Source organism: Phenylobacterium sp., assembly GCF_031181185.1.
In the GTDB taxonomy this organism is placed as follows: domain Bacteria; phylum Pseudomonadota; class Alphaproteobacteria; order Caulobacterales; family Caulobacteraceae; genus Phenylobacterium.
Genome location: NZ_JAPSKZ010000196.1, coordinates 1 through 6456, shown reverse-complemented (window position 1 = coordinate 6456; position 6456 = coordinate 1). Strand labels below are relative to the sequence as shown.

The following is a 6456-nucleotide window of genomic DNA, read 5'->3' as shown; positions in this document are numbered from 1 at the left end:
TCCCGAGTGTCAAGCTTGAACCACCCGGACTGCGTGCGGAAATCACCCGCTGGTTGCAGCCGGGCCACAGGCGGCCGCTAGGCGGACTGGGCCGCCTTCGCCCGGGCGATGTCGCGGGGCAGGGTGATGGCGGCCAGGAGGTAGTGCAGGCCGGCCCAGGCGTAGATCAGGGTGGTGCCCAGGAGCCCCAGCCGCGTCCCCACCGCGGTGGCCGCCTTGCACGCCGCATCCACCGCCGCCGGCGCGCCGGCCGGGCCCAGGCCGCCGGGGCAGGCCGCCTTGAAGGCCTCGGTCCCGCCCGCCGTCATCCAGGCGTTCTGCGCGAACTGGTCGATCAGCCAGCCGGTGAAGGGCGGGCCGAAGCCCAGGGCGATCAGGTTCAGCACGAAGAACAGGATGGCCACCGCGGTCGCGCGCATCCGCACGTCCATGGCGTTCTGCACCACCCCGAACGTGGGGCCGAGGTAGGTGTAGTGCAGTACGCCCGCCAGCAGCCAGAAGCCCACGCCCGCCTGCCAGGTGTCGCGCGTGAAGGTCCACAGGTAGAGCGGCGTGGCGATCAGGAGGCCGATGGCCGGCACCAGCGCATACCAGCGCAGGTTCCGCTTGCTGGCCCAGTCGGTCAGGAAGCCGCCCAGCAGCGTGCCCGCGCCGTTGGCCACCCCCGCCACCAGCCCGAACAGCAGGCCGGCCGTCGCCAGGTCCATGCCGTACTGGCGGATCAGGTAGGGCGGCACGTACTGGCCCGCGCCGTAGCCGGCGAAGCTGGCCAGGGTGATGCCGGCGGCCATGTGGAACATGCCCCACGAGCCGAACAGCCGCTTGGTCACCGCCCACATCGACGGCGGCTTGGTCGCCATGATCTCGGCCGACGACAGCGGCGGGTTGGGCGCGCCGGCCGCCGAGGCCTCGCGGCCGATGGCGCCGGGCGTCTCGGCGCTGGCGGCCTGGGCGGCTGCGGCCGTCTCGGCCGCCAACTGGCGGTCCGACCAGCCCCGCGGCGGCTCCTTGACGATCAGCTTGATGGCCACGGCCACGGCGATGCCGGGCAGGCCCACCAGCATGAATGCCGCCTGCCAGCTCACGTTCTGGGCGATCCAGCCGCCGGCGATGGCGCCGAACATGGTGCCCAGCGGAATGCCGAAGGCGTAGATCGAAAGCGCCGAGGCCCGCTTCTTGGGCTCGAAATAGTCGCTGATCAGCGAGTGGGCCGGCGGCGACAGCCCCGCCTCACCGACGCCCACGCCGACGCGGAACAGGAGCAGCTGGACATAGCTGGTCGCCAGGCCGCACAGCGCGGTGAAGCCCGACCAGACGACGATGGCGATGGTGATGATGTTGACGCGCGACTTGCGCTCGGCCAGCCGCGCGATCGGGATGCCCAGCGTCGTGTAGAGCAGGGCGAACGACAGGCCCCCCAGCCAGCCCAGCTGCTCGTCGGTGAGCTTCAGGTCCTCTTTGATCGCCTGGCCGATCGTCGAGATGATCGTCCGGTCGATGAAGTTGAACGTGTAGGCGATGACCAGCAGCCACAGGACGGTGGTCTTGTAGGCCGGGGTGTAGGCCGGGTGGGCGTCGGGGGTGGTCTGAGCCTCAGTGGTCGCCATGGGCGTGTGCGTCCTCTTCCCCGGTGCGCCGCCTCGAACGGGCGTTTGGTTGGGGTGAGGTTAGGCAGGTGACGGGGCGGAGGGGAAGGGGGGAGTGCTGTGGGCAGGAACGGACGTCGCGGCCCGCGCACAGACCGAACCGTCCAGCCAGCGCCCTGGCGCGCGCAGCCGGAACGGTGGCTACGAGCGATCATCGGTTCGTGCTCCGAACCCATCGATTTGGCAGGAAAGCGGGGTCTGCTTGGCATGGCGGGAGCTGCGCCCGAGACCTAGCCTCGCCGGGGGGATGTGGAGAAGGCGCTCTTGCGTCGGACGCCAGCAAGGAGGAAGCGATGGCCGCCCCCACCGACCGGACCGAACCTGCCATGCCCGAGCTCGTGGATCGGGCCGCCTACCAAGCCCAGGTGGACGCGCTGCGGGCCAGGGAGAAGGCCCATACCCACGAGGCGGACGCCATCGCCGCCAGCCGTCGGCGTCTGCCGATGGTGAGGGTTGACGCCGCGACGCGCCTGCTCGGCGACCGCGGAGAGGTGACGCTGCTAGACGCGTTTGAAGGCCGTCGCCTCCTGATCGCATACTACTTCATGTGGTACCCGGGCCGCCCGGCGTCAGGGCAGTGCGAGGGCTGCACCTTCTTCACGGCGCAGGTGAAGGAGCTCTCGACGCTCAACGCCAAGGGCGTGACGTACGCGACCTTCTGCCAAGGCCCCCTCGAGGAAAGCGCCCGGTATCGCGACTTCATGGGCTGGCAGATGCCCTGGTACGCCGTGCCCGACGCCTCGCTGGAGACGCTGCTAGCAGGCCGCAAGCCCCGGACGATGTACCTGATCTGCTACCTGCGGCAGGGTTCCGCGGTGTTCGAGACCTACTGGACCACGCGCCGCGGCGTGGAAGCCATGGACAACAACTATCGGCTTCTCGATCTCACGGTCTACGGACGGCAGCAGGACTGGGAAGACTCGCCGCCGGGTTGGCCGCAAGAGCCCGAAGGCATGACCACCGACGGGCGCCCCACCGCCCAATGGCCCCGGCTGAAGGCGGGATACTCGGACGAATTGGCCGCTCCCGACCCGTAGGAGATCGCCAAGGTCTCGGATGCGCCAGGAGCGGACCTCGGGTTCCTGCTAGGAAGCAGACCTTGCGCAATGCCACTGCAACTTGGCTGCAGCGGCGAGCTTCCTATCGGCGGCGCTGTAGGATTGAGCGGCTAAGAATCCCCTCAGCGTGCGGCCACCAGGAGAACGGGCGTGACCGAGAACGGCGCGACATCCAGACCTCAGCGTGGGCTCCGACTCATCGGGCGGGCGGCGGTCATCCTGCTCCTGATCTCCAGCATCGTTCCGAACGTGTTCCTGCTCATGCTCTCGACGGCACCGGGCGGTGCGCCATTCGGGTGGCTGGTCGGCGCGCATCCTCTCGTGGCGCTGTATGCGCTGATGCTGCTCGTCTGGCGGCGCGGCGAGCGGTGGACGTGGCGACTGGTCTTGGGGCTTGGGTTGCTGCCCTGGATCGCGTTCGCGGCGCTGATGCTGCTTTGAACATGCGGGTGCCTAAACGATGACATTCGACCGCATCGCGCCAGAAGCTGACTTTAGGGTCGGGTCTAGAAGCGGACCTTAATGGCCGCTTCTAGTCGATGAGGTTCAACTTTGTCGGTCTAACGCCTCGAGTTCCAGCTCCTCGCGCAGCGCATCGGAACTGACCGAATCGGGCGTCGCCTTTTCGTTCGACAGCTTGGGGGGGCGGGGCTGCCAAGCGCGCAGGTTCCCGGCCGCCTTGTCGTAAAACTCGGGGACTGCGGCCAGGAACTCGGACACGAAGTTCTTGCGCTGCGCGAAGCGGGCGCCGAGATCCTTCACCAGCAGGACTTCCATCCGCATGAGGGTCAAAGCCTCCCTACCGGTGGCGCCGAGGTCGGGGCTGGCAAGGAGGTCGGCGAGAGGATACTGCGTCGGCGCCGCGCGCCCGGGCCAGCGCAGACGAACGTGCAGATCCTTCGCCTCTACCTGACTCAGCTGGCGGAGCAGCCAGGCGACCTTAGCCTTTGTGCTCTTCCGATCTGCCGGAGCCTTCAGGTCCATCTGCAGGGTGACCGAACGCTTCTTCAGGTCCGCCGACACTTCAATGGGCGCAGCGGCGTCGGGCACTAGGAGCCTTGCGCGTAGGCATCCGTCTCGCCCAAGCTCGGCGACGCACTCCTTCAGGCGAAGGGCTGGATCATCCGCGTGTTGCCGCGATAGCTCGATGCGGACGTTGGCGTCGATCTGCCGGCTGAGCTGCGTCGTGAGCTGGTCGATCAGCTGGTGCCACCCGCCAATGACCTCACGCGCAGCGGCGGCATTCGCGATGGGAGACGCGCCGGCGGCCACGGCGCTGCAAACGTCCGTCCAAGCGCCAGGCATCTGATCGAACTCTTTCACACCGGAACTGGGGTGCAAAAGAAACCGCTGAAGCTCTTTCAAGAGAACCAGCTGCTCGCGATCGGTGACCTCGCCATTGTTCGTAAGCAAGTGAGCCTGAGTGATCACGTAGCCCCACGACCAGTGGAACAGGTCCACCTTCTTCGTCAGAGAAGCCTTGACGGTGAGCGGGTGATGGGTCGGCAGCGCGGTGAACTGGTTGGATAGCGTAATCACTGCGTTCACGCCGTTCAGGCGAGCCAGCTCAAGATAGGACTCGATCTGTTCGTTCGTGAGCTCGGCGGAACCCACCTTGGCTTCCACGAGCGCAGTCCACACGGTGCGACTGGTGTCTACGACCAGAAGGCCATCAGGCCGATGCTTCCGATCCGCCAGCCCGGATTTCAGCACCACCTCCGTATAAGTTTCGAGGCTGGCGCGGGCTCCGAGTCGCAAGTCCAAACTGCCGAGCAGCGCTCGTCCGAACTCGGGCACATTCTCAAGGCAGGCCAAGAAGATGGAGAGCGTTCGGCCCTCCTTGGACGTATCCGCCAGGATCGGAAACAGGCGCGCCCGCTCCCCGCTCACCAAGGCCGGCGGCAGCTTCTTGTTCATGTAGATCCCCCCTGATCTAGGGCAACGCTTGCACGAGAATGCGGCGCCTGCAACTTCTGGGGGCGCACGTTCAGAGCCCGTTTCTCGCCAGGAGCAGCCATTTAGACTGGGCCGCAGAGCAAGCGGCTCTCGCCGGATGGTCAGCTCGATGGCAAATCCAGAGACGAGCACTCACCGACCATCACAGACCCTTTGGTGATCGGGATTGTACCTCCCTTGCTTTGGACCAAGATCACGCGGTGCTTGCCCGCCCGGTCTCGAACGAAGTGGTAGATCTCCAAGCTCGCTCCGGGATAGGCAACGATCACCGCAGCGTCATCAGAAGCCATGCGTCCAGGAAACACGACCGCGCCCTCCGCACGGCTGGAAGAGATCGCGCCGGTCGAGTCAGCGAACAACACATCAAGCTCGCCCTTCGCGTCGCGCGTGAGGGTGATCTTCCCATTGCCGATACGGTCGTCCGTCCAGCCCGCCTCGTCGTCGGGCACCAATCCTTTGCCGACGTAGTACGCGCGTCCGCTGACGGCGCCGCACACGGCGAGGGTTTCTGCCGCCATCGCAGCGCCGCCGCTCGCCAGCATCAAAGTCAGGCCCAGGGCCAATCCGCGCATACTCTCCTCCCCGCACCTGAGCAAAGCTTAACGCTAGGACGATTGCGAGGGAATTGATGAGGCGTGACGCCGACCCGCCGGGCTCTGGACTGCGGCGGGCCGTGGGGAGCATGAGCAGCAGTTCGATTGGAGAACAGCGCTTAACTGCCGTCGCGCGCCAGAAGCGCACCTCTGCGGCCCAGCTGGGTACGCACCCGAAAGTGTACATTCTTAGGATCAGCTACGAGTCACGAGTGGTCGCCCGAGCGGCCGCGGGATCGGCTGATGTTCCAGCTTTGTTCTTGACTCCCGCGCGCGTTTTCGGTAGCTTTCCGGCATCGCTGCGAAGTGCGACCGGAGGGGCCGGGACGCCCCTTTTTCGTGTCTGGTTCTGGGCTATCGTTGCGGCGGCGGCTGACGGGCGGAGGCGGCGGTGAGCTTGGTGGACGGGCTGCTGGCGGTGGGGTTCGGGCTTTTGGGCCTGGGGGCGGTGATGCTCTGGGCGCTGCTGGAGATGCGTCGGTCGCCGCGGGCGCAGGCGGCGGGGTGGACGGCGGTCTGTGCGGTGGCCGGGCTGGGCGCGGCGGTGTGGAAGCTGAGGCACGGGGGCGGGCCGGGGGCCGTGGTCCTGTGGGGGCTCGGCGGGGCTGCGGCGGCGTGGATCGTGCTGGCGGGCGCGGCGGCCCGGACGCGGACGGCGCGGGCGATGATCGACCGATCGGCGCGGCCGGGGTCCAGGCTCTCGAAGCGGCGGCCGATGGATTTTTCCGGAGACTAGGTTGGCGGGGGCGGGGACGCCCCTTCTTGTTTTCGGACAGGTTGGGGAGCGGTCCGGCCCGCGCTCCGTGAGCGCGGGCGTTCCCCGGGACGCGCTTGCGCGCTGCCGAGGGCAGGCTCTGCGCCGAGCGGTCCGCTGGACCGATCGGATACCGATGACGTCGCCGCAATCGGTCGCGCGCGGCCCCCTCCACCCTCGGGCTTTGGCCGACGGTCCCCCTCCCCCAGTGGAGGTGGGGCGGCTGTTGCGACGCTTTGCGTGGGGCTTGCCCCCTCCACCGTCCGCTCTTCGGCGGACGGTCCCCCTCCCGCCGCTTCGCGGGGGAGGTAGAGACAAGAGGACATCTGACATGGCGATGGAGGACGAGTTCCCGACCGCGGTCGGGGCGGACGAGGCCGCTTGGCCGACCTCGGTGCGGCACGGGGTGGAAACGGCGGAGGAGATCCTGCGGCGGACGGCGGCGGGGG

6 protein-coding genes are annotated in these 6456 nt (G+C 67.7%); 3 read left to right on the top strand and 3 right to left on the bottom strand.

The window, feature by feature from the left end; genetic code table 11:
- Positions 1–77: 77 nt before the first annotated feature.
- Positions 78–1607 carry an MFS transporter gene (locus RIF93_RS17695; RefSeq protein ID WP_309092770.1) on the bottom strand — a complete coding sequence of 510 codons (1530 nt, stop codon included), beginning with the start codon at positions 1605–1607 and terminating at the stop codon, positions 78–80.
- Positions 1608–1939: 332 nt separating this feature from the next.
- On the opposite strand from RIF93_RS17695, the gene RIF93_RS17690 reads away from it, so the two are divergent.
- The gene (locus RIF93_RS17690; protein ID WP_309092769.1) at positions 1940–2683 is read left to right on the top strand and encodes a DUF899 family protein; all 744 of its coding nucleotides are present in this window, start codon (positions 1940–1942) and stop codon (positions 2681–2683) included.
- Between the two features lie 171 nt (positions 2684–2854).
- On the top strand, positions 2855–3145 hold the full coding sequence (locus tag RIF93_RS17685; protein WP_309092768.1) for a hypothetical protein: 291 nt from the start codon (positions 2855–2857) through the stop codon (positions 3143–3145).
- 105 nt (positions 3146–3250) lie between these two features.
- Here the strand turns inward: RIF93_RS17685 and RIF93_RS17680 are convergent, their stop codons facing one another.
- Positions 3251–4621: a hypothetical protein gene (locus RIF93_RS17680; RefSeq protein ID WP_309092767.1), complete on the bottom strand. Its 1371-nt coding sequence runs from the start codon at positions 4619–4621 to the stop codon at positions 3251–3253.
- Between the two features lie 140 nt (positions 4622–4761).
- Positions 4762–5232, bottom strand: a complete 471-nt coding sequence (locus tag RIF93_RS17675; RefSeq protein ID WP_309092766.1) for a hypothetical protein — start codon at positions 5230–5232, stop codon at positions 4762–4764.
- 412 nt (positions 5233–5644) lie between these two features.
- Here RIF93_RS17675 and RIF93_RS17670 point away from each other — a divergent pair, with 412 nt between their 5' ends.
- On the top strand, positions 5645–5989 hold the full coding sequence (locus RIF93_RS17670; RefSeq protein WP_309092765.1) for a hypothetical protein: 345 nt from the start codon (positions 5645–5647) through the stop codon (positions 5987–5989).
- The last annotated feature ends 467 nt before the right edge of the window (positions 5990–6456 follow it).